This is a genomic window from Luteimonas sp. RIT-PG2_3, assembly GCF_054902115.1.
This window is the reverse complement of record NZ_JBUBPF010000017.1, coordinates 1-23,379: the sequence shown is the minus strand read 5'-3', so window position 1 is coordinate 23,379 and position 23,379 is coordinate 1. Positions and strand designations below refer to the sequence as shown.

Below are 23,379 nucleotides of genomic sequence, written 5' to 3'. Positions count from 1 at the left end.
TGCAGTGCAGAACAACCACTGAATTCGCCAAAATATGTGCGGATCAGGGGATTTGATTATCTAAAAATTAACAATTAGGGGCGCGACCGACCTTTCGTGTATACAGTCGACAGCCCGTTTGTCCTTAGGAGTACAGCGCGGGCTGCCCTTCCGGCTGGCGCTTGAACCTGCGGTGGATCCACAGGTACTGCTCGGGCGCGGCGCGGACCATGGTCTCGATGCCGGCGATGACACGCGCGGTATCGGCCGTGGCGTCCTGCCCGGGGAAGTCCTGCAGTGCGCGCCACAGGGTCAGCGTGTAGCCGCCATCGGGGCGCCGGCGATGCTGGTACAGCACCACCGCGGCGCCGGACATCCGCGCCAGCTGGTGGGTCGAATTGAGGCTGTGCGCGGGAAGGCCGAAGAACGGCACGAAGACCGCGTCGCCACGGCTCGGATCCTGGTCGGGTGCGTACCAGAGCAGGCCGCCGCGCTTGAGGTGGCGGACCGCGCCGCGCACGTCCTGCTTCGGGAACATGGCGGCGGCATAGCGCGCACGCCCGCGGCGCACGGCCCATTCCATCGCCGGCTGCGCATGCGGGCGGTACATGCCGGCCAGCGGGATGAAGTCGCACATCAGGCGGCCGCAGACTTCGAGCGTGCTGAAGTGCCCGGAGACCACGATGACGCCGCGTCCGTCGGCGCGTGCGGCCTCGATGTGTTCGAGGCCTTCGATCACCAGCCCCTTGCGCAACGGCGCCACCGAGCCCCACCAGGCGCGCCCGAATTCGAAGATGCCGATCCCCAGCGACGTGAAGTGCTCGCGCAGCAGGGTCGCGCGCGCGACCTCGTCGCGCTCCGGGAAGCACAGCGCGAGGTTGCGTGCGGCGATGTCGCGGCGTCCGCGTAGCGTCGCTTGCAGCAGCCTGCCGAGCGCGGCGCCCAGGGCGCGTTGCCACGACCACGGCAGCCGGGCCGCGAGCGCCATCAGGCCGATGCCGATCCAGGTCGGCCAATGCTTGGGGCCCAGCGGCGGCGGCCCGATCTCGTGTGTGGATGACATCCGTCGATTCTATCCGTTGATGCCACGGGTTCCGACCGCGCAGGCGCCCGCCATCGCAGGGCATCGCCCGTCGCGCCGCTGGCAGCCGGGACCGGCGGCGCCAGCGCAGAAAGGCCTGCGCGCGGGTTTGCCTGCTTGGGTATCCTGTGTCGATGCCCGCCGACCTGACCGAACGACTCCTGCGAGGCCTGTACTCGGCCGTGCTCTATGTGCTCGCGCCGGTCACGGTGTATCACCTGATCTGGCGTGGCTTCCGCCAGCAGGCCTATTTCGAGCGCTGGAACGAGCGCTACGCGCGCTACTCGCGCAGCAATCACGACGCGGGCGCCGTCGAGACCCCGATCTGGTTGCATGCGGTCTCGGTCGGCGAGGTCAACGCCGCTGCGCCGCTGGTCAATGCACTGCTGGCGGCGCGCCCGGAAACCCGCCTGCTGATCACCACGATCACGCCGACCGGCTCGGATCGCGTCAACGCGCTGTGGGCCGACCGGGTCGAGCATGTCTACCTGCCCTACGACCTGTCCGGCGCGGTGCGCCGCTTTCTCGCGCAGTTCCGGCCCAAGGTCGGACTGATCGTCGAGACCGAACTGTGGCCCAACCTGCTGTTCTGCTGTCGCGATGCCGGCATCCCGACCTGCATCGTCAATGCGCGGCTGTCGGAACGCTCGCTGCGCAGCTACAAGGTGCTGCGGCCGCTGGTGTCGCGCGCGCTGCGTACGCTGAGCCGGATCGCGGCGCAGGCACCGGCCGATGCCGGGCGTTTCCTGCAGCTCGGCGCCGACGCCGGTGCGGTGGTGACCACTGGCAACCTGAAGTACGACATCGCCGTCGACCGCGACGGTATCGCGAGCCTGGTGCGCGAGTTCCGCACGCGCATCGGCCTGCGCCCGGTCTGGATCGCGGCCAGCACGCATCCGGACGAGGAGGCCGCCGTCCTGCTGATGCATCGGCGCCTGCGCGAGCGTTTCCCCGGACTGCTGCTGCTATGGGCGCCGCGCCATCCCGAGCGCTTCCGTCCGGCCATGGAGCAGGCCGCCAGCGAGGGCTGGCGCGTCGCCACGCGGAAACTGACGCACTGGCCCGACAAGGACGACTGCGTGTTCGTCATCGACACGCTGGGCGAGCTGGGCAGCTTCTACGCCTGCGCCGATGTCGCCTTCGTCGGCGGCAGCCTGCAGCCGATCGGCGGGCACAACCTGCTCGAGCCGGCGGCGGTGTCGGTGCCCGTCGTGACCGGGCCGCACCTGCACAACTTCACCGATATCGCCCGCCAGATGCGCGAGGCCGGTGCGCTGCGGATCGCCGCCGATGCCGATGCCGTCTGCGAGGCCGTGCGCGAACTCCTGGAAGACCCCGATGCCCGCCGGCGCATGGGTGAGGCCGGCATGGCGCTGGTCGACGCCGGGCGCGGCGCGCTGCAGCGCACGCTGGATGTCATTGGTCCGCGCCTGCCGCAGCGCCGGGCGTAGCCTCAAACCAACCGTGCTCCCAAAACAGGTTCTTCTCCCATGGGCGTGTCCGTGTGGCCGGGCGGAAGGCGTCATGCGTCGAGAACGTCCCCGACACCGTGATCGTGACGCGCGTGGCAGCGGTCGCGCGCGGAGGCTGCGTCGAGCACGCCATGGATGGCGTGCGCCCGAGTCAGGGCAGGATGCCCTGACCGAGGGAAGAGCAGCCGCAGCCCGTGACTGGTGCGGATCCGGAACCAACGAACCGGCTTTTGAAGCCTCTCTCGTCTTCCACCTCACAAGAAGCAGACACGCTGTCGTCTCCGGAGATCGCGTCGTCCCGTCCGGGATTGCTGCTCGGCTCGGTCAGCCATCGTGGCTGACTCGCCGCCGCGGGCCATCCTTGGCCCGCTCTCCGCAATCCCCGGACGGGACGACGCTTGGTGCCGGATGGGCCGAGGTCTTCGACCGCTCGAGCACGCAATCAGGAACTGTCGCCGCGGCGATCGTGACGCGCACTGCATGCGCACACTTCCCCGCAGTTGGGTGAAGAACCCCAAAACAGGGCACCCGGCGCGAGGCCGGGTGTCCGTATTGCGTGCGCTGCGGCCGATGGTGCCGGCGGCTTACTGCAGCGGTTCGGCCGCGGACACGTCGACGGTCAGCAGGCGGTTCACGTCCTGCACGTCGGCGACGTCCAGCGTACCGGCGGCCAGGCCCAGGTTCAGGCGGTTGCGCAGGTAGTTGTAGCGCGCGGTGGCGTAGTTCTGGCGCGCGGTGAACAGGTTCTGCTGGTTGATCAACACGTCGATGACGGTGCGCGTGCCGACTTCCAGGCCGACCTGCGAGGCGTCATAGGCGCTCTGCGCCGAGACCAGCGCGAGGCGGCGTGCCTCGACCTCGCTGATGCCGGCGACCAGGGCCTGGTAGGCGTTGCGGGTGTTGCGCTCGATCGCGCGACGGCCCTGCTCGACCTGGTCCTGGGCGACATCGCGGCTGGCGATCGCCTGGCGCACGCGCGACTGGGTCGCGCCGCCCGAGAAGATCGGCACCGTCAGCGTCAGGCCGATGGTATTGCCTTCGTCAACGACGGAAACCGAGCCCGGCGACGGCGAATACCAGCTGGTGCCGTTGCTGTAGCTCGCGGACACATCCAGCGTCGGCAGGTGGCCCGCCTTGGCGGCGGTCACGCTGTGCTCGGACGCCTGCGCGGCGTAGCGGGCAGCCTGCAGGCTGGGATTGCCTTCCAGGGCTTGGTCGACCCACTGCTGCGCGGTGCGGCCCGAGGGCAGCTCAGGGCGGAAGTCGTCGGGCAGCGCCTTCAGCGTCGACACCGGCGTGCCGGTGATCTGGATGAGCGCCTGGTAGGCATCCTGCAGCGCATTGCGCACCAGGATCGTGTTGGCGCGGGCGCCGTCGTACTGCGCGCGCGCTTCGTGCACGTCGGTGATCGGCGCCAGGCCGACCTCGAGGCGCTTGTCGGCGTAGTCGAACTGCTTCTGGAACGCGGTTTCAGCCGCTTCCGCCGCCGCCAGCGTCTCGGTGGCGACCAGCACGTCGAAGTAGGCGTTCGCGGTGCGGGTGATCAGCTCGTCGTTGGCCGCGTCCAGGTCGTAGTCGGCCGCCGTGCTGATCGCACGCTGCGAACGCAGGCTGGAGATCGCGGACCAGTCGAACACGGTCTGGCCGAGCGTGGCGCGATACGTGCGACCACGGCTGGTGCCGGTATCTCCGGCGCCGTGGGCGCGCGACAGCGCCGCACTGCCGTTGATCTGCGGCAACAGCGCCGCACGCGCCTGCACCGCGCCTTCCTTGGTGGACAGGCGGTTGGATTCGGCGATCGACAGCTGCGGATCGTTGGTGCGGGCGAGTTCGTAGGTCTGGAACAGATCCTGGGCGAGTGCCGGGGCGGCAGTCAGCGACAGGGCGACAGCGAGGGCGAGGGAGCGGCGGATCATCTTGAATCCTTCAGAACGTGAACCCGGGCACCGGTTCGGCACCTGCGAGATAGGAAAGGTCGGTCTCAAACAACGACTCGATGCGGTGTGCGTTGACATCGGTGCCGCCATCGCGGTGGACCAGCACGGCCTCCATGACCGGTGCGCGGCCCCGCACGATGAACATCCGACCACCGGGACGCAGCCACTGCAGGAAACGTGACGGCACCACGTCGGCGGCGGCGGTCACGCAGATCGCGTCGAAGCGCTGGTCGCTGCTCCAGGTGAACGCGTCGGCATGCTCGACGATGGCATTGGTGACGCCCTGCAACGACAGGCGCGCGCGCGCGGCCTCGACCATTTCAGGGTGCCGCTCCAGGCTGGTCACCGAGCGCGACAGGCGGCCAAGGCACGCGGTCAGGAAGCCGCTGCCGGTGCCGACCTCGAGCACGGTCTCGGTCGGGGCCAGCGCCAGCGCCTGCAGGGCGCGGCCTTCGATGACCGGCTTCATCATGAATTCGCCGTGGCCGATCGGCAGCGCGAGGTCGGCGTAGGCCAGGGCGCGATGGGTCTCGGAGACGAAGGCATCCCGGGGCAGGGAGGCCAGTACCTCGAGCACGCGCGGGTCGAGCACGTCCCAGGGACGGACCTGCTGTTCCACCATCGCCTCGCGTGCCTTTCCGAAATCAAATGTCATGACGCAGTTCCAGGATCGTTGCCGGACCGGAATTCTAACGGTCCAAGGGAGGGAATCATCGCCGCCTGGCGGGATTCCACCGCAGTGCCGGAAGTCACCGAAGCCCCGGCCCCTGTCGATGGTCATGCCTGGGCGGGGACGGACCTGTGAGGTGCAGCCTTGCTGGCCGTCGCTGCCGCGCGCACCCCATAGGCGCGCAGGAACATGTCCACCGAGGCCTCCAGGTGCGAGGGGACGTCGATCGGGGCGTTCGGGTTGCAGCAGCCCAGGACCAGCTGCGCATGCAGTTCGCCCTTGAGCAGGGTGAAGAACTGCGACGCTGCCAGGTGCGGATCGGGCACGTCCAGCTCGCCCGCGCGCTGGCGGCGGACCAGCAGGTCGGCGAAGGCGTTCTGGATCCGCTGCGGGCCGGCCTCCCAGAACTGCGCCGGGAGGTGCGATTCCTTGAGCTTGGGCGAGCACATCACGCGATGGCCGGTGATCGCCTCGGGCGAGCTGATCATCGTGAAGAACGCCTTCGCGATCGTCAGCAGGCGCTCGCGCAGCGGCGTGTCCGGCGACGGGTGGAACAGCTGGGTCGGCAACGACTGTTCGCAGTATTCTTTGACGACGGTGATGTACAGCGCATCCTTGTCGCCGAAATGGCTGTAGACCGTCAGCTTGGAGACGCCGGCTTCGGCGGCGATCTGGTCCATGCTGGTGCCTTCGAATCCGTTCGGGATGAACATCCGCCGGGCGGCGTCGAGGATCGCGGCACGCTTGTTCAGGTCCTTGGGACGGCCTGGACCGATCTGCGGGGCGGTCTTGTTCTTCCCGGCACTGGCCTGGCCGGCGTTGGCCGGGGCGGTGGCGTCGGTTTGGGCGGGGGGGCGGCTCATGTCAAAATACTATACCAATTGGTTCTGTATTTAAACCATACGCTGCGGTACATTAACTAGCATTGTCTTCAACCGCGCCAGCCGACGGCCAGCTCCCACGTCATTCCACCTGCGCCCATTCCTGCGCCCATTGATATGGGAACTTGCATGCACGGTCCTGCCCGTTTTCTGCTGTCCGCCCTGATCCTTATCCTGGCCGCCTGCTCGCGCGGTCCAGCGCCGGAAGAAACGCCCCGACCGGTCCTGGTCGCCCAGCCCGGGCATGAAGCCGGCGCCGATGCGCTGGCCTATGCCGGCGAGGTGCGGGCACGCGAGGAAAGCGCCCTGTCCTTCCGTGTCGGCGGCAACCTGGTCCGGCGCGATGTCGACGTCGGCGCGCAGGTCACCCGCGGACAGTTGCTGGCCGAACTCGATCCCGGCGACCAGCGGCTGCAGGCCCAGGCCGCGCAGGCACAGGTGGCGGCCGCCAACGCTGAGCTGGAACGGGTGCGCGGCGACCGCGAGCGCTTCGCCCGGCTGGCCGGCGATCAACTGGTCAGCCGCTCCGCGCTGGACGCCCAGGACGCCGCATTCAAGGCCGCCGAGGGCCAGGCCAATGCCGCGCGCGCGCAGTGGAACGTCGCCCGCAACCAGGCGCAGTACACGCAGTTGCGCGCGCCGCGCGATGGCGTGATCGCCGCGCGCCAGGCCGAGGCCGGGCAGGTGATCGCCGCAGGGCAGTCGGTGTTCACGCTGGCGGGTACGTCGGGGCGCGAAGTCGCGATGGCGGTGCCGGAATCGCGGATCCGCGAGGTCGCCATCGGTCAGCCGGCCGTGGTCACGCTGTGGAGCGATCCGGGCACTCGGTTGTCGGGCCGGGTCAGGGAAGTTGCGCCGGCCGCCGATCCGCAGGCGCGCACGTACGCCGTGCGGGTCGCGCTCGATGCCGCGGCGATCGATGCGGTCGCACTGGGACAGAGCGCGCGCGTTTTCCTGCAGGGCGGTGACGCCGGGACCGGGCTCAGTCTGCCGCTGTCGGCGGTGCAGCGCGGAAGCGATGGCGCGACCGCGGTCTGGGTCGTGGATGCGCGCAGTGCAGCGCTCAAGCGCGTACCGGTGCGGCTGGGGCCCTTCGGCGAAACCCGCGTGCCGGTGCTGTCGGGCGTGTCGGGGGCGGACTGGGTGGTCGTGGCCGGCGGGCACATGCTGCGCGAAGGCCAGGTCGTATCGCCGGTGGACCGACAGAACCGTCCGGTGGAACTGCAGGCCGCGCAGCCGGCGGCGACCAAGTGAGCCTGCGGCCATTGCACGCGCCCGGCCGCGCGGCCGGCGCCGCCCGCCACGCCGGGCGGGAGCGCTGAGCCATGGGGCGTTTCAACCTGTCCGAGTGGGCGCTCGCCAACCGCACCCTCGTGCTCTACATGATGCTGGTGGTCGCCATCGCCGGCATCTGGTCGTACTCGCGGCTCGGACAGTCCGAGGATCCGCCGTTCACCTTCAAGGCGATGGTGGTGCGCACGCTGTGGCCCGGCGCCACCGCCGACCAGGTCGCGCAGCAGGTCACCGAGCGCCTCGAAAAGAAACTGATGGAAACCGGCGACTACGAGTTCATCCGCTCGTATTCGCGGCCGGGCGAATCGCAGATCATCTTCATGGCGCGCGATTCGATGCGATCGCGCGAGGTACCCGAGCTCTGGTACCAGGTGCGCAAGAAGGTCGGCGATGTGCGCCCGATGCTGCCCGAGGGCGTGGTCGGCCCGTTCTTCAACGATGAGTTCGGCGATACCTTCGGCAACATCTACGCGCTGACCGGCGAGGGCTTCGACTACGCGGTGCTGAAGGATTACGCCGACCGCATCCAGCTCGAACTGCAGCGCGTGCCCGACGTCGGCAAGGTCGAGCTGGTCGGGCTGCAAGACGAGAAGATCTGGATCGAGGTCAGCAACACCAAGCTGGCCACGCTGGGCATTCCGTTGCCGACGATCCAGCAGGCGCTGGCCGAGCAGAACGCGATCACGCCGGGTGGCTTCTTCGAGACGCCCAGCGACCGCGTGCAGCTGCGCATCGACGGCGCGTTCTCGTCGGTCGAGCAGATCCGCGAGTTCCCGATCCGGGCCGGCGACCGCACGATCCGGATCGGCGATATCGCCACGGTCAAGCGCGGCTTCGCCGATCCGGCGGCGCCGCGGATGCGTTTCATGGGCGAGGACGCGCTCGGCATCGCGGTGTCGATGCACGACGGCGGCGACATCCTGCACCTGGGCAAGGCCCTCGAGCAGGAGTTCGCGCGGTTGCAGGACACGCTGCCGGCGGGCATGCACCTGCGCAAGGTCGCCGACCAGCCCAAGGCGGTCAGCGAGTCGGTCGGCGAGTTCATCAAGGTGCTGGCCGAGGCGGTCACGATCGTGCTGCTGGTGAGCTTTTTCTCGCTGGGCTTCCGCACCGGGCTGGTGGTCGCGGTGTCGATCCCGCTGGTGCTGGCGATGACCTTCATCGCGATGGAGTATTTCGGCATCGGCCTGCACAAGATCTCGTTGGGCGCGCTGGTGCTGGCGCTCGGACTGATGGTCGACGACGCGATCATCGCCGTGGAGATGATGGCGATCCGGATGGAGCAGGGCGACAGCCGGCTGAAGGCGGCCAGCTATGCCTGGAGCCATACCGCGTTCCCGATGCTGACCGGCACCCTGGTCACCGCCGCGGGCTTCCTGCCGATCGCGACCGCGGCGTCGAGCACCGGCGAGTACACGCGCTCGCTGTTCGAAGTGGTGACGATCGCGCTGGTGGTCTCGTGGATCGCGGCGGTGCTGTTCATTCCCTATCTCGGCGACCGCATGCTGCCCGAGCTGGCGCATCCGCAGCCGCTGCGTCCGGGTTCGCTGTCGGCGCGCTGGCACGATTGGCGCGTGCGCAGGGCTGCGCGCTGGCCAGCGATCGCCTTCGCCCTCGCACCGGCGGTGCCGGCGCATGACACCGATCCCTACCAGCGGCCGTTCTACCGGCGGCTGAGGACCTGGCTGGACTGGTCGCTGCGCTATCGCTGGCTGGTCATCGTCGCGACCTTTGCCGCCTTCGTGCTGGCGCTGGCGATGTTCCGTTTCGTGCCGCAGCAGTTCTTCCCCGATTCGACGCGGCTGGAGTTGATGGTCGATGTCGAGCTGGCCGAGGGCAGCTCGCTGCGCGCGACCGAGGACGCCGCCCGGCGGCTGGAAGCCCTGCTGGCCAAGCGCAACGACGTCGACAACTACGTCGCCTATGTCGGGACCGGCTCGCCGCGTTTCTACCTGCCGCTGGACCAGCAACTGCCGGCGGCCAACTTCACACAGTTCGTGGTGATGGCCAAGGATGTGGCCGCGCGCGAAGCGCTGCGCGCCTGGTTCACCGACGAGGTGGCGCCGGCCTTCCCGGAGCTGCAATTGCGGGTCACGCGGCTGGAGAACGGGCCACCGGTCGGCTATCCGATCCAGCTGCGGATCTCCGGCGAACACACCGAGCGCGTGCGTGCGATCGCCAACCAGGTCGCCGAGCAGGTGCGCTCCAATCCGCATGCCGCCAACGTCAGCCTGGACTGGGACGAGCCCAGCAAGGTCGTGCGCCTGGTGATCGACCAGGACCGTGCGCGCGTGCTCGGCGTCAGCTCACAGCATGTCGCGCAGTTCCTGTCGAGCTCATTGTCGGGCCTGCAGGTCAGCACCTACCGCGAAGGCAATGAACTGATCGGCATGTTGTTGCGCGGGCCCGACGACGAGCGCAGCCGGCTCGACATGCTGGGCAGCCTGGCAATTCCGACCAGCAACGGCGGCGCGGTGCCGCTGTCGCAGATCGCGACGCTGGAGTACGCGTTCGAGGACGGCATCATCTGGCACCGCGACCGCCTGCCGACGATCACCGTTCGCGCCGACATCCGCGGCGCGCTGACCGCGCCGACCGTGGTCGCACAGATCCTGCCGACGCTGGAGACCATCCGCGAGGCGCTGCCGCAGGGGTACCGGATGGAAACCGGCGGCACCGTCGAGGATTCCGGCAAGGGTCAGGATTCGATCAAGGCCGGCCTGCCGCTGTTCCTGTTCGTCGTGGTGACCCTGCTGATGCTGCAGCTGCGCAGTTTCTCGCGCACGCTGCTGGTGTTGCTGACCGCGCCGCTGGGGATGATCGGTGTGACCCTGTTCCTGCTGGTGTTCCGGGTGCCGTTCGGCTTCGTGGCGATGCTCGGCACGATCGCGCTGGCCGGCATGATCATGCGCAACTCGGTGATCCTGGTCGACCAGATCGAGCAGGACATCGCCGCCGGACACGCGCGCTGGGACGCGGTGGTGGATGCGACGGTGCGCCGGTTCCGGCCGATCGTGCTGACCGCGCTGGCGGCGATCCTGGCGATGGTGCCACTGTCGCGTAGCGTGTTCTTCGGGCCGATGGCAGTGGCGATCATGGGCGGGCTGACCGTGGCGACGATCCTGACGCTGCTGTTCCTGCCAGCGCTGTATGCCGCCTGGTTCCGTGTGGAGCGGGAAGAGACTGCACACCGCTGAAGACTGCGCACGGCGTATCCGGACCGACGCACAACCGGGGCGATTCGTGGTGCGCGACGATACCCGGTCGCCCCGTGCGAGCGCCTGCATTGCCGCTGTCGAAGAAAGCCTGCGTGCTGGAACCGGAGCAGAGGCAAACGAGATGGTGCATTGACGTGAAAAGCCGCCTCAGTGTCCATTGCCGATACAGCTTGCAGGCATGAGCCGGATCGATAATTCCCGGGATCGTTTTGGCGACGAAAGAATCAACTACTCAAGATCCGCGCCTGTCGGAAGCAGTGGTAATCGGGGAGCGCTGAGAGCCTGTTCGAAGTCTGTCGCGAGGCAGCCGGATCGCGCGTGGCCGAACGCGGGACATGCACTGCATGTGATAATCTCGTCGAGCATGGTCGCGAGTCTTTGTGGCCGCCATCCATGCCGGCCACCCTTCGGGCCCAACGTCATGCGATGTCAAGAACTGCTCCGGCGGATTCGAGCGCCGCACCTGCGCGGGATGGCAAGCGCTACATGAATTTGAAAAAGTTCTGAGAAGGTCCTCACAACGACACAATGGCGTCACCGACTTTTGCGCGCTGTTTCTGTTTATGGGCGAGATGATCGCACCGTTGCCGGTACCACAACGGTACTGCCCCCGCGGGCAGGCTGCGCGCGCTTCGGAAAGATCGCCCCATCTGCGAGATGTGCCGCGCCGAAGTCGCCACCGCCCCGGAGACAACCATCCATGTACGGCCTGATGATGCAACAACCGCTGCTGATTTCCTCCCTCATCGTGCATGCCGGAAAGCACCATGGTGACCAGCAGATCGTCTCCCGGCGGGTCGAAGGTGATATCCACCGCTACACCTACCGCGACCTGGAAAAACGTGCACGCCGCATGGCAAAGGCGCTCGCTGCGCTCGGAATCAAGGACGGCGAGCGCTGCGCCACGCTGGCCTGGAACGGCTACCGCCATCTCGAGCTTTACTATGCGGTGTCGGGCTCGGGCGCGGTGCTGCACACATTGAACCCGAGGTTGCACCCTGATCAGGTCGTCTACATCGCCGACCATGCCGAAGACCAGGTGCTGTTCTTCGATATGACCTTTCTGCCTCTGATCGAGGCGATCGCGTCGCGCACAAGGACCGTCCGCCACTTCGTCGCGATGACCGACCGCGCGCATATGCCGGCGTCGAGCAAGGTCGCGAACCTGCTGTGTTACGAGGATCTGATCGAGGCGCAGGACGACCAGTACGAGTGGCCGATCTTCGACGAGAACCGCGCCAGCTCGCTGTGCTACACGTCCGGTACGACCGGTAACCCGAAGGGCGTGCTGTACAGCCACCGCTCGACACTGCTGCATGCTTTCGCGATCGCGCTGCCCGATACGCTGAACTGCTCGGCGCGAGACACCATCCTGCCGGTGGTACCGATGTTCCACGTCAACGCCTGGGGCCTGCCATACGCTGCCTGCATGACGGGCAGCAAGCTCGTGTTCCCCGGTGCCGGACTCGATGGCAAGTCGCTGTACGACCTGTTCGAGAGCGAAGGCGTCACGATGTCGGCCGGCGTGCCGACGGTGTGGCAGGGGCTGCTGGGCTACGTCGAGGCCGGCGGCCTGACGTTCGGCAGCATGCGGCGCACGGTCATCGGCGGCTCGGCCTGCCCGCCGGCGATGATGAAGCTGTTCCAGGACAAGTACGATGTGCAGGTAATCCATGCCTGGGGCATGACGGAGATGAGCCCGGTCGGTACCGCCGCTGTGCTGAAGTCCAAGCACCTGGATCAGTCAGAGTCAGCGCGCTTCGCCGTGCAAAGCACGCAGGGACGTGCGGTCTACGGCGTCGACATGAAGATCGTCGACGATGCCGGCAATGAACTACCATGGGACGGCAAGGCCTCAGGCGAACTGCTGGTCAAGGGGCCGTGGATTCTGGACCAGTACTTCGGCAGCGACGTTGCCGACCCGAAGCGGAACGGCTGGTTCCCGACCGGCGATGTGGCGACGATCGACGCCGACGGCTACATGCACATCACCGACCGCAGCAAGGATGTCATCAAGTCCGGCGGCGAATGGATCGGCTCGATCGATATCGAGAATATCGCGATGGCGCACCCCGCGGTCGCGATGGCCGGTTGCATCGCCATGTTCCACCCGAAGTGGGATGAACGCCCATTGTTGGTGGTCGTCAAGAAGCCGGACGCTGAAGTCACGAAAGAAGAACTGTTGAGGTTCTACGAAGGCAAGATTGCGAAGTGGTGGACCCCCGACGACGTGGTGTTCGTAGACGCGATCCCGCTTGGTGCCACCGGCAAGATGCAGAAAAACAAGCTGCGCGAGTCGCTGAAGGACTACAGGCCGGGAGCGCAGGAGCACGGTCAGGTCGAGGTCTAGCAACGCTCTATCTAGGAACCTTGCTCCTGCAGATCGGGCAGGATATCGCTGGCAGCGATCCTGCCGGTGATCCTCCTCTGGCGCAAAGCGTGTTCTTCGGGCCGATGATGGGCGGGCTGACCGTGGCGGCGATCCTGACGCTGGTGTTCCTGCCGGCGCTGTACGCCGCCTGGTTCAAGGCGCGCCGCGACGAGCCGGGACGCGGTCGGACTGGTGACCCAGCGGACCACACCCGGACGCACGCGTCGACATAGACGTCGATGCCGAGCAAGCGCCGCGCCGTCCTGGCGCGCATGACGTGGCCGTGGCGTGGCAGTGGCGTGGAGGGAGGAGTGGCTGGGGGCGGGGCAACGCTCGCGGTCGCGGTCGACCCGAGCTGTGACGCGGGTCCGGGATCGACGCCGATTCCAGCGGGCGCGTGCACATCGGCCGCGCGCGCAGCGATTAAACTCGCGACTGGACAGGAACAGGGGCGCGCTGAACAGGCGCGCAGGATCCGGATGCGGCCTTTGGGCGCTGCAAGCGTGCGCGTGCGTGGACGTCAGGGGGCGCTTGCCGCCGTCGCGGCGTCGTGCCTGCGCGTCGCGCGGCGTGGTCGCCGGGCGGTTGCGGCGCCGGGCGCGCTGCGTGCGGTGCTGGCGATCGCGCTGCTGCTGGTCGTGCAGGCGTGGGCGTTGCCGGCGCGGGCGCTCGATCCGGCGCAGTCGATCGACCGCTACACGATCACCCGCTGGGCGACCGACGACGGCCTGCCGCACAACCAGATCCACGATATCTCGCAATCGTCCGACGGCTTCCTGTGGATCGCGACCTGGGAAGGCGCGGCGCGTTTCGACGGTCATGCCTTCCTGGCGATCGATACCGATGCGCTGCGGCCCGGCGACATCCTGCCGGTGCGCACGCTGCTCCCCGATGGCGAGCGCGGCATGCTGCTCGGCGGCATCCGTGCCGGCGTCGTGCGTGCGCCGCTGGCCGGCGCGCTGTCCGAGGCGTGCACGGGACTGGGCCCGCTGGATGTCTGGACGATGGCGCGCGCCGCGCCGGATGCCTGGTGGGTCGCCACCGGCGACGGCCTGTACCGGATGGATCGCGCCGGCGCCTGCCGACGCGTCGATACCTCGGACCTGCTGCAGCGGCGCACGATCCACGCGCTGCTGCCGCGCGCCGACGGCAGCCTGTGGATCGGCAGCAGTCGCGGCCTCTACCGCATGCATGCCGGCCGGCCCGCCGGTGACATCGAGCCCCTGGGCGACCACATCGGCCTGCCGCTCGGCGTGGTGCGGGCGCTGGCCGAGATGGACGATGGCAGCGTCTGGATCGTCGGCGATACCGGCGTCTGGCGCTACGACGAGGCCGGCCTGCGGCGCTTGCGCGAGGAGAGCGCGGAGGGCGTGCTGCAGGACCGGCATGGCGCGCAGTGGACGATCACGTCGGCGGGCACGCTGCTGCGCCACTGGCGCGGGCAGTGGCAGCAGCTCGATGCGCGCCACGGCCTCGACGGACGAGCGACCGGCGCGATGTTCGAGGATCGCGAGGGCCTGCTGTGGCTGGGCACCACGCACGGCTTGTTCCGGATCGCCGATGGTCCGGTATCCGCGCTGGGGCGACACCAGGGCCTGCGCAACGATTACGTGCGCAGCGTGCTGCAGACGGACGATGGCGTGGTCTGGATCGGCCATGCCGAAGGCCTGAGCCGACTGCGTGACGGCAGCATCGAGACGCTGTTGCCGCGCCCCGGCGAAACCGGTTCCTCGGTGCTGTCGCTGGCGGCCGCGCAGGGCGGCGGCATCTGGGCGGGCAGCTACGACCGTGGCGTGCTGCGCTTCAACGCCGATGGCACGCGCGGGCAGGTGACCGGTGCGGGCCCCGGTCCGGTCCATCGTCCGGGTGCGGCGTCGCAATCCGCCCTCGATCGCAACGATGGCCTGCCGTCGAACGAGGTGCGCGCGCTGCTCGCCGAGGCCGATGGCGGCGTGTGGATCGGCAGCGAGCGCGGCCTGTCGCATTGGCAGGACGGCCAGGTGCGCAAGGTCGACCTGCCCGGCAGCAGCGGCCTGCCGATCCGCAGCCTGTTCCGTAGTGCCGATGGCACGCTGTGGGTGGGCATGTTCGGCGGGCTGGCGCGACGCGATGCCAAGGGGCAGGTGCGCAGCTGGACCGCGGGCAAGGATTATCCGGCGACGTCGGCGTTCGATTTCCTGGCCGATCCGGACGGTACGCTGTGGATCGCCAGCGATCGCGGCGTACTGCGTTTCCGCGATGGCCGGTTCCGGCGCTATGGTCGCGAGCACGGACTGCCGGCGAACGCGCTGTTCCGCGTGCTGGAGGATGACCAGGGGCATCTGTGGTTCTCGAGCAATCTGGGCGTGCTGCGGATTCCGCGCGCCGCGTTCGACGAGGTCGATGCCGGCACGCGCACGCAGCTGGCGCTGGAGCTGTTCGAGCGCGACGACGGCATGCCCAGCCGGCAAGCGAACGGCGGCAGTTCGCCGGCCGGCTGGCGCACCGCGGACGGCGCGTTGTGGATCCCGACGGCCGCCGGCATCGCGATCATCGATCCCGAGCATGCGCAGCGCGAGCAGCGCATGCCGATCCCGCTGGTCTTCGAGCGCGTGCTGGTCGATGGCCAGCCGCGTTCACTGGCGACGGCGCGTCACCTCATCGACGCCGACGGCGTGCAGCGGCTGACGATCGCCTATGCGGGCATGAGCCTGCGCCAGCCGCGCAACCTGCGCTACCGCTACCGCCTGCATGGGGTGGACGCGCAGTGGGTCGATGCCGGCGCCGCGCGCGAGGTCAGCTATGCCAACCTGCCGGCCGGACAGCTGCGCTTCGAGGTCCAGGTCACGCGCTCACCGCAGGGCTGGACCGGCGTGCCGGAAAGTCGCGGCACGCTGCTGTTCAAGGTCGAGGCGCCGTGGTGGCAGCGTCCCTGGTTCTTCGCGGTGGCCGCACTGCTGACGCTGGCGCTGCTGGCGGCGATCTATGTGGTGATGAGCCGCCACCTGCGTGGGCGGCAGCGTCAGCTGGAAGCGCTGATTTCCCAGCGCACGCGCGAACTCAGCGGCAAGCACGCGGAACTGCAGCAGGCCGCGCAGCAACGCGAAACGCTGCTGCGCAAGCTCGAACACCAGGCCAGCCACGATGCCCTGACCGGCCTGCCCAACCGGCGTGCCAGCGACGCCTTCCTCGCCACCGCGATCCAGGCCGCCGACCACGACGGCCGGCCGCTGTGCGTGGCGATCATCGACGTCGACCGCTTCAAGCATGTCAACGACCGCTATGGCCACCAGGCCGGCGACATGGTCCTGGAACGCATCGCCAGCCGCATGCACGACCTGCTCCATCGCGAGCATGCCTTCGTCGGCCGCCTGGGCGGAGAGGAATTCATCGCGGTGTTCCCGGGTTGGACCCTGGCGCGCGCGGTGGCCGCCCTCGACAACGTTCGTGGCGCGGTCAGTGCGATGCCGATGCTGTTCGGCGACGGGCATGAATTGCGCTGCAGCGTCAGCGCCGGCGTGGTGCAGCGGACGCCGCCGGAAAGCGACGACGCCGTCATGCAGCGCGCCGACACCTGCCTCTACGAGGCCAAGCGCCTGGGTCGCGATCGCGTCGTCGCGGGCTGAGAGGCGCGGTTGCGTGTTTCCTGCGGTTCGCGCGCTCCCACCTGAGCGCGCGCCTGCAATCCTCAGTCGCCGAGCTTCTCGAGGTCGCGTACGGCGCCCTTGTCGGCGCTGGTCGCCAGCAGGGCGTAGGCCTTCAGCGCGGCGGTGACCTTGCGCGGGCGCGGCTGCGCGGGCTTCCAGCCCTTGGCGTCCTGCTGCGCGCGTCGCGTCGCCAGTTCGGCGTCGGGCACCAGCAGGTTGATCGCGCGCTGCGGGATGTCGATCAGGATGCGGTCGCCATCGCGGACCAGGCCGATCATGCCGCCGGCCGCCGCTTCCGGCGAGGCGTGGCCGATCGACAGGCCCGAGGTGCCGCCGGAGAAGCGGCCGTCGGTCAGCAGGGCGCATTGCTTGCCCAGGCCCTTGGATTTCAGGTAGCTGGTGGGGTACAGCATTTCCTGCATGCCCGGGCCGCCCTTCGGGCCTTCGTAGCGGATCACCACGATGTCGCCGGCCACCACCTGGTCGGCGAGGATGCCCTTGACCGCGTCGTCCTGACTCTCGAACACGCGGGCGCGGCCCTCGAACACGTGGATGGATTCGTCGACGCCGGCGGTCTTCACCACGCAGCCATCGACGGCGATGTTGCCGTACAGCACCGCGAGTCCGCCTTCGGCCGAGAACGCATGCGCGACGTCGCGGATGCAGCCCTCGCTGCGGTCGGCGTCGAGGTCGGGCCAGCGCGTGGCCTGGCTGAAGGCGACCTGGGTCGGGATGCCCGCCGGGCCGGCCTTGAAGAACGTGTGCACGCGCTCGCTGTCGGTGCGGGTGATGTCCCACTGTTCGATCGCATCGCCGAGGCTGCGGCTGTGCACGGTCGGCACGTGGGTGTGCAGCAGTCCGCCGCGCGCAAGCTCGCCGAGGATCGACATGATGCCGCCGGCACGGTGCACGTCCTCGATGTGGTACTTCTGCGTGTTCGGCGCGACCTTGCACAGCTGCGGCACCGTGCGCGACAGGCGGTCGATGTCGCGCAGCGTGAACGGCACGCCGGCTTCCTGCGCGGCGGCCAGCAGGTGCAGGATGGTATTGGTCGATCCGCCCATCGCGATGTCGAGCATCATCGCGTTCTCGAAGGCTTCGAACGTGGCGATGCCGCGCGGCAGCGCGCCCGGATCCTCGGCGCCATACCAGCGGTGGCAGAGTTCGACGACGGTGCGCGCGGCCTGCAGGAACAACTGCTCGCGGTCGGCATGCGTGGCCAGGGTGGTGCCGTTGCCGGGCAGCGACAGGCCCAGGGCTTCGGTCAGGCAGTTCATCGAGTTGGCGGTGAACATGCCCGAGCACGAACCGCAGGTGGGGCAGGCGCTGCGCTCGACCGCCGCGACCTGTTCGTCGGTGGCATTGGGATCGGCGGCCATGACCATCGCGTCGACGAGGTCGAGCTTGTGGTCGGCCAGCTTGGTTTTGCCCGCTTCCATCGGGCCGCCGGACACGAACACGACCGGGACGTTGAGCCGCAGCGCCGCCATCAGCATGCCGGGCGTGATCTTGTCGCAGTTGGAGACGCAGACCAGCGCATCGGCGCAATGCGCGTTGACCATGTACTCGACCGCGTCGGCGATCAGCTCGCGGCTCGGCAGCGAATACAGCATGCCGTCGTGGCCCATCGCGATGCCGTCGTCGACCGCGATCGTGTTGAACTCCTTGGCCACGCCGCCGACGCGCTCGATCTCGCGCGCAACCAGCTGCCCCATGTCTTTGAGGTGCACGTGCCCGGGCACGAACTGCGTGAACGAGTTCGCGATCGCGACGATCGGCTTGTGGAAGTCGTCGTCCTTCATGCCGGTGGCGCGCCACAGCGCGCGTGCGCCGGCCATGTTGCGGCCGTGGGTGGAGGTCTTGGAACGGTAATCGGGCATGGGGTCTGGACTGGCTAGGGGCCGACGGAGTCGACCATGGCGGCGAAGAGGATGACGGTGATCATGAACCGATCACGGCCTCGGTGGTGCCGGGGCCGTGAAAGAAGGGGCCGCCCGCAGGCGCAGGCGACCGTCTGGCGACACCGCTGCGCGGGCTCAGCCGTGGGCTTCGCTCGGTTGCGCCAGGGCCTGGATGCGTTGCAGCACGGCCGCAGTCACCTGGGTGGTGCTCAATGCCGTGTCGCCGGCAGCGAGGTCGGCGCTGAACACGCCGGCTTCCAGGGCCGCGTCGACCGCGTCCTCGATCGCCGCCGCCTCGGCCTGCAGGCCCAGCGAATGCCGCAGCAGCAGCGCCGCGCTCAGGATCGTGCCGTAGGGATTGGCGATGCCCTTGCCGGCGATGTCCGGTGCCGACCCGTGGATCGGCTCGTACAGGCCGACGGTGCCCTGGCCCAGCGATGCCGATGGCAGCAGTCCCAGCGAGCCGGCCAGCATCGAGGCCTCATCGGTCAGGATGTCGCCGAACATGTTCTCGGTGACGATGACGTCGTAGGCGCGCGGCTTGGACAGCAGGTGCATCGCCATCGAATCGACCAGCTGGTGCTCCAGCGCGATGTCGGGGAACTCGTCGCGGACGATGCGCGTCGCGGTCTCACGCCACAGGCGCGAGGTTTCCAGCACGTTGGCCTTGTCGACCGAGGTCACGTGGCCGCGGCGCAGGCGCGCGAGTTCGCAGGCGCGGCGGACCACGCGCTCGACTTCGGCGACGCTGTAGGTGCACAGGTCCGAGGCGCTGTCGGCGCTGCGGGTCTTGTCGCCGAAGTAGATGCCGCCGGTCAGTTCGCGGACCACCAGCAGGTCGACGCCGGCCAGCAGGTGCGGCTTGATCGGCGATGCGCCGATGGTGGCGTTGTGCGGGCGCACCGGACGCAGGTTGGCGTACAGGCCCAGCGCCTTGCGGATCGCCAGCAGTCCCTGTTCCGGACGCACGGTGGCCTTGGGGTCGGACCACTTCGGGCCGCCGACCGCGCCCAGCAACACGGCGTCGGCACGCTTGGCGGCGTCCAGCGTCGATGCCGGCAGCGGCTCGCCATGGCGGTCGATCGCGATGCCGCCGATGTCGTGTTCGCTGAAATGGAAGTCGTGCCCGTAATGCTGGCCGATGGCACGCAGCACGTCGACGGCCGCGGCCGCGACTTCCGGGCCGATGCCGTCACCGGGGAGAACAACAATGTCAGCGCGCATTCGAACGTTCCTCGTAAGCCTTGATGTCGGATTGGCGGGCCAGCAGGTAGCCCAGTTCGTCGACGCCTTCGAGCAGGCAGGTGCGCGAGAACGCGTCGAGCGGGAAGGGGTGGACGTCGCCGCCCGGGGTGCGCAGTTCGCGGCGGTCGATGTCGATGACCAGCTCGTCGTCGGGGCGCGCCATCAGCGTCTGCACGATGGCCTCGTCGAGCACGATCGGCAGCAGGCCGTTCTTCAGCGAGTTGTTGCGGAAGATGTCGGCGATCTCGCTGCTGACGATGGCGCGCAGGCCGAGGTCGCGCAGCGCCCACGGTGCGTGTTCGCGCGAGGAGCCGCAGCCGAAGTTGCGCCCGGCGATCAGGATCGAGCGTCCGGTATTTTGCGCCTGGTTGAACGCGAAGTCCGGATTGGGCGCGCCATCGCCGAGCCAGCGCCAGTCATTGAACGCGTGCTTGCCCAGGCCCTTGCGTTCGGTCGTCGACAGGAAGCGCGCGGGAATGATCTGGTCGGTGTCGATGTTGGTCTGCGCCAGCGTGACGCTGCGCGACCGCACCGGGAACTCCAGGGTGTCGTTGACCGGGGCCTGGTGGGCCGGCGTCGCGCCGGCATGGCTGGATGACGCGGACATCAGGCGACCTCACGCTGGGAAGGAGAGAACAGTTCGCGCGGATCGCTGACCTTGCCGTTCACCGCCGCCCACGCCGCGGTCATCGGCGATGCCAGCAGTGTGCGCGAACCGGGACCCTGGCGGCCTTCGAAATTGCGGTTGCTGGTGCTGACGGCCAACTGGCCGGGCGCGACCAGGTCGCCGTTCATGGCAATGCACATCGAACAGCCCGGCTCGCGCCATTCGGCACCGGCGGCGCGCACGATCTCGTGGATGCCTTCGGCCTCGGCGTCGCGCTTGACGATCTCCGAACCTGGTACGACCAGCATGCGCACGTTCGGCGAGACCTTGCGGCCACGCAGCACCTGCGCCACTTCGCGCATGTCGCTGAGGCGGCCGTTGGTGCACGAGCCGACGAACACCACGTCGACCGGCAGGCCGGCCAGCGCATGCCCGGATTCGAAGTGCATGTAGTCCAGGCCCTTCTGCGCGGCGGCATCGTTGGCGGCCGGGATCGGCGTGTTGACGGCGATCGCGGTGCCCGGATGCGTGCCCCAGGTCAGGGTCGGCTGGATGTCGGCGGCATCGATGACCACTTCGACGTCGAAGCGTGCGCCATCGTCGCTGTGCAGCGTCTTCCAGTACGTGACGGCGGCATCGAAGTCCGCGCCCTTGGGGCCGCGCGGGGTCTTGGCCACCCAGTCGAACGTCGCCTGGTCGGGGGCGACCAGGCCGGCGCGGGCGCCGGCTTCGATCGACATGTTGCACAGGGTCATGCGCTGTTCCATGTCCATCGCGCGGATCGTCGAGCCACGGTATTCCAGCACGTGGCCGGTACCGCCGTTCATGCCGATGATGCCGATGATGTGCAGGATCACGTCCTTGGCGCCGACGCCACGCGCAAGCTCGCCGTCGACGGTGATCGACATCGTCTTGGCCTTGCGCTGCAGCAGGCACTGCGTGGCCAGCACGTGGCCGACTTCGCTGGTGCCGATGCCGAACGCCAGCGAGCCGAACGCGCCGTGCGTGGACGTGTGGCTGTCGCCGCAGACGATCGTCATGCCCGGCTGGGTGAAGCCCTGCTCGGGTGCGATCACGTGGACGATGCCGCGCTTGTCGGAATACATGTCGAACAGCTCGATGCCGTATTCCTCGCAGTTGCGCGCGAGCATGTCGACCTGCGCCTCGGAGGCGCTGGTGTAGTACGTATAGCGGCCATCGGGGCCGGCCGGCAGGGTCGGCGTGGAATGGTCCATCGTCGCCTTGGTGCGGTCGGGCCGGTGCGGCCTGAGCCCGCGCGACTTCAGTTCGGTGAATGCCTGCGGCGAGGTGACTTCATGGATGAGGTGCAGGTCGATGTACAACACCGCGGGGGCGGCATCGCTCTCGGGCACGACGACGTGCGCGTCCCACAGTTTTTCGTACAGCGTCTTGGCTGTGTTGCTGGCGACAGTCATGGCGGACTCTGGCGGGCTCCGGATCGGGCGGGACGGGGGACGATGGCTTGTCCCGGATGCGTGCGGTGGTTCATGCGGGGATGGCGGGCTTGCTGGCGGCGGACGCGGTCGCGGCGACCCGTGCAGCCGGCGGCGACTGGCGGTTGCGCAGCACGCGGTTGGCGACGTCCAACCAGGCCAGCGCGCTGGCCTCGATGATGTCGCGGCTGGTGCCGGTGCCCTGGTAGGCGATGTCGTCATGGTGGACGCTCAACGTCGCCTCGCCCTGGGCATCGGCGCCGACGCCGACGCTGTGCACGCTGTAGCTCTCCAGCGCCAGCTTGACGCCGGTCGCGGCCGACAGCGCGGCGAACAGCGCGTCCACCGGACCATCGCCGAGCGCGCTCTCGCTGAGCTTGTTGCCGCTGGGATCGGACAGTTCGACGTCCGCGCTGGCACGCTGGCCACGGTCGCTGACGGTCATCGACGCCAGGCGATAGCCCTGGCCGCTGAGGCCGCCGTTGATCAGGCGCTCCAGGTCGTCGTCCTCGACGACGCGCTGCTGCTCGCACAGCGCCTTGAACTGTTCGAACACCTGGTCGAGCTGCTCGTCCTCGACGGTATAGCCCAGCGCGCGCAGGCGATGGCCGACCGCGGCGCGGCCGCTGTGGCGGCCCAGCACCATCTTGGTGTCCGGCCAGCCGACGTCCGACGGGTTCATGATCTCGTAGGTGCCGCGGTGGCGCAGCATGCCGTGCTGGTGGATGCCGGACTCGTGCGCGAACGCGTTCTCGCCGACGATCGCCTTGTTGCGCTGCACCGGCATGCCGATCAGACGCGTCAGCAGCTGGGACGTCGGGACCAGGCGGCGGGTGTCGAGGCGGCTGTCGACGCCGTAGTAGGCGTTGCGCACCTTCAGCGCCATCGCCAGTTCCTCGATCGCGCAGTTGCCAGCGCGCTCGCCGATGCCGTTGATCGTGGCCTCGACCTGGCGCGCGCCGCCTTCGATGGCGGCCAGCGAGTTGGCGACGGCCATGCCCAGGTCGTTGTGACAATGCGCACTGAACACGACATTCTTCGCGCCGGGAACGTTGGCGATCAGGCGCTGGAACAGACCGCGGATTTCCTCGGGCGTGGTGTAGCCCAGGGTGTCGGGGACATTGATCGTGGTCGCGCCATTGGCGATCGCGACCGCGATCGACTCGGCCAGGAAGTCTTCCTCGGTACGGGTCGCGTCCTCGGCCGAGAACTCGATGTCGTCGACCAGTCGGCGCGCATGCGCGACGTTTCGGGCGATCGATTCGAGCACCTGTTCCTTGGTCATGCGCAGCTTGTGCTCGCGATGCAGCGGGCTGGTCGACAGGAACACATGCATGCGTGGCCGGGCGGCGCCGTCGAGCGCGCGCGCCGATGCCTCGATGTCGGTCGGCAGGCAGCGCGATAGCACGGCCAGGGTGGTGCTGCGCAGGTCGCGGGCGATCAGCGCGGCGGCTTCGCGGTCGGACTGCGAGCTGGCCGGGAAGCCGGTTTCGATGATGTCCACGCCAAGCTCGGCAAGCGCACGCGCCATCACGACCTTCTGCTGCGGCGTCATGCTGCAGCCCGGTGATTGCTCACCGTCGCGCAGCGTGGTGTCGAAAATGCGTACGTGCTCGGATGCGGATGTGCTCATGCGATGACTTC

14 protein-coding genes and 1 pseudogene are annotated in these 23,379 nt (G+C 68.5%); 6 read left to right on the top strand and 9 right to left on the bottom strand.

All coding sequences use genetic code 11. The features are described from left to right. Positions 1-124 precede the first annotated feature (124 nt). Entirely contained in the window at positions 125-1,042 is a 918-nt protein-coding gene (lpxL, locus tag ACYX7E_RS17790; protein WP_462081946.1) for an LpxL/LpxP family Kdo(2)-lipid IV(A) lauroyl/palmitoleoyl acyltransferase, read from the bottom strand. A 152-nt stretch (positions 1,043-1,194) separates the two neighbouring features. On the opposite strand from lpxL, the gene waaA reads away from it, so the two are divergent. Then, positions 1,195-2,511 carry a lipid IV(A) 3-deoxy-D-manno-octulosonic acid transferase gene (gene waaA, locus ACYX7E_RS17785; protein ID WP_462081945.1) on the top strand — a complete coding sequence of 439 codons (1,317 nt, stop codon included), beginning with the start codon at positions 1,195-1,197 and terminating at the stop codon, positions 2,509-2,511. 605 nt (positions 2,512-3,116) lie between these two features. On the opposite strand, the gene ACYX7E_RS17780 is transcribed toward waaA, so the two are convergent. From ACYX7E_RS17780 to ACYX7E_RS17770, 3 genes are all read right to left on the bottom strand, one after another. Beyond that, positions 3,117-4,448, bottom strand: a complete 1,332-nt coding sequence (locus ACYX7E_RS17780; protein ID WP_462081944.1) for a TolC family outer membrane protein — start codon at positions 4,446-4,448, stop codon at positions 3,117-3,119. Positions 4,449-4,458: 10 nt separating this feature from the next. Next, positions 4,459-5,124, bottom strand: coding sequence for a protein-L-isoaspartate O-methyltransferase family protein (locus tag ACYX7E_RS17775; protein ID WP_462081943.1), 666 nt, complete (start codon positions 5,122-5,124; stop codon positions 4,459-4,461). A gap of 122 nt (positions 5,125-5,246) precedes the next feature. Beyond that, positions 5,247-6,002 carry a TetR/AcrR family transcriptional regulator gene (locus ACYX7E_RS17770; protein ID WP_462081942.1) on the bottom strand — a complete coding sequence of 252 codons (756 nt, stop codon included), beginning with the start codon at positions 6,000-6,002 and terminating at the stop codon, positions 5,247-5,249. Between the two features lie 147 nt (positions 6,003-6,149). Between ACYX7E_RS17770 and ACYX7E_RS17765 the strand changes: the two genes are divergently transcribed. The 5 genes and pseudogenes from ACYX7E_RS17765 to ACYX7E_RS17745 all read left to right on the top strand — a co-directional run bounded on the left by ACYX7E_RS17765 (position 6,150) and on the right by ACYX7E_RS17745 (position 16,507). Beyond that, positions 6,150-7,274 (top strand): efflux RND transporter periplasmic adaptor subunit, encoded by a 1,125-nt coding sequence (locus tag ACYX7E_RS17765; RefSeq protein WP_462081941.1) that lies wholly within the window; start codon positions 6,150-6,152, stop codon positions 7,272-7,274. A 71-nt stretch (positions 7,275-7,345) separates the two neighbouring features. Then, the gene (locus ACYX7E_RS17760; protein WP_462081940.1) at positions 7,346-10,510 is read left to right on the top strand and encodes an efflux RND transporter permease subunit; all 3,165 of its coding nucleotides are present in this window, start codon (positions 7,346-7,348) and stop codon (positions 10,508-10,510) included. Between the two features lie 565 nt (positions 10,511-11,075). Beyond that, positions 11,076-12,881: a 3-(methylthio)propionyl-CoA ligase gene (locus tag ACYX7E_RS17755; protein ID WP_462081939.1), complete on the top strand. Its 1,806-nt coding sequence runs from the start codon at positions 11,076-11,078 to the stop codon at positions 12,879-12,881. A gap of 45 nt (positions 12,882-12,926) precedes the next feature. After that, a pseudogene (locus tag ACYX7E_RS17750) lies at positions 12,927-13,135 on the top strand (hypothetical protein); the annotation flags it as partial. A gap of 276 nt (positions 13,136-13,411) precedes the next feature. Further along, positions 13,412-16,507, top strand: coding sequence for a diguanylate cyclase (locus ACYX7E_RS17745; protein WP_462081938.1), 3,096 nt, complete (start codon positions 13,412-13,414; stop codon positions 16,505-16,507). A gap of 62 nt (positions 16,508-16,569) precedes the next feature. Here the strand turns inward: ACYX7E_RS17745 and ilvD are convergent, their stop codons facing one another. The 5 genes from ilvD to ACYX7E_RS17720 form a co-directional block, all read right to left on the bottom strand. Then, complete coding sequence (gene ilvD / locus ACYX7E_RS17740) at positions 16,570-18,408, bottom strand: dihydroxy-acid dehydratase (RefSeq protein ID WP_462081937.1); 1,839 nt, start codon at positions 18,406-18,408, stop codon at positions 16,570-16,572. A gap of 156 nt (positions 18,409-18,564) precedes the next feature. After that, the gene (gene leuB, locus ACYX7E_RS17735; RefSeq protein WP_462081936.1) at positions 18,565-19,653 is read right to left on the bottom strand and encodes a 3-isopropylmalate dehydrogenase; all 1,089 of its coding nucleotides are present in this window, start codon (positions 19,651-19,653) and stop codon (positions 18,565-18,567) included. Further along, positions 19,643-20,281, bottom strand: a complete 639-nt coding sequence (gene leuD / locus ACYX7E_RS17730) for a 3-isopropylmalate dehydratase small subunit (RefSeq protein ID WP_462081935.1) — start codon at positions 20,279-20,281, stop codon at positions 19,643-19,645. The genes leuB and leuD overlap by 11 nt, the downstream gene beginning before the upstream one ends. Then, entirely contained in the window at positions 20,281-21,717 is a 1,437-nt protein-coding gene (gene leuC, locus ACYX7E_RS17725) for a 3-isopropylmalate dehydratase large subunit (protein ID WP_462081934.1), read from the bottom strand. Before leuC ends, leuD begins: the two co-directional genes overlap by 1 nt. A gap of 70 nt (positions 21,718-21,787) precedes the next feature. Beyond that, the gene (locus ACYX7E_RS17720; protein WP_462081981.1) at positions 21,788-23,368 is read right to left on the bottom strand and encodes a 2-isopropylmalate synthase; all 1,581 of its coding nucleotides are present in this window, start codon (positions 23,366-23,368) and stop codon (positions 21,788-21,790) included. Positions 23,369-23,379: the final 11 nt, after the last annotated feature.